Source organism: Xanthomonas sp. LMG 12460 (genome assembly GCF_009192895.1).
GTDB classification, from domain to species: domain Bacteria; phylum Pseudomonadota; class Gammaproteobacteria; order Xanthomonadales; family Xanthomonadaceae; genus Xanthomonas_A; species Xanthomonas_A sontii.
This window is the reverse complement of the sequence record NZ_NKUH01000168.1, coordinates 1-549: the sequence shown is the minus strand read 5'-3', so window position 1 is coordinate 549 and position 549 is coordinate 1. Positions and strand designations below refer to the sequence as shown.

The 549-nt window shown below is 67.6% G+C and carries 1 protein-coding gene and 1 pseudogene; both read right to left on the bottom strand.

Annotation, left to right across the window (positions count from 1 at the left end; all coding sequences use genetic code 11):
* A pseudogene (locus tag CEK66_RS20225) lies at positions 1-197 on the bottom strand (outer membrane protein assembly factor BamB); the annotation flags it as partial.
* Positions 194-549, bottom strand: a 356-nt coding sequence (locus tag CEK66_RS20220) for a tetratricopeptide repeat protein (protein ID WP_152238073.1), incomplete at its 5' end; no start/stop codon positions are given. The gene CEK66_RS20220 and the pseudogene CEK66_RS20225, both read right to left, overlap by 4 nt.

The following is a 549-nucleotide window of genomic DNA, read 5'->3' as shown; positions in this document are numbered from 1 at the left end:
CCCTTGCCGGCATCGGTGGACCACAGCTTCACCACCTTCACCGACGGGGTGAACTTCACCAGTTCGGCCGGCTCGGCGGCTTTCTTGGCGGCCGCATCCTTGCCGGCGAACCAGCCCTTGACGGTGGTGCAACCCGACAAGGCCAGACCCAGCAGGGCCACGGTGGCGACACGTTTGAACATGACTACCTTCATCAGATCGGCTCCGCGGCATTCGGCACGCTGCCGCCCGCATCCATCAATTTCGTTTCGACCACGCGCCGCTGCGGCGAGGCCACGTCCAGGCTGGTCAGCGCCTTGGCGTACGCATCGCGCGCAGCCTCGCGCTTGCCCTGCGCGATCAGCGCATCGCCGCGAATCTCCAGACCCTGCGAATCGGTGGCCGAGGCCACCAGCGCCAGCGCGTCCTGCGGCTTGCCGCCGGAAATCAGCAACCGCGCCACGCGATGGTCGACCAGCACCTTCATTTCGCCGTCCGCCTTGAGCGCGCGCAGCGTGGTCAACGCGGCATCGGACTTGCCGGCATCGACCTGCGCCTTGGCCAGGCGCA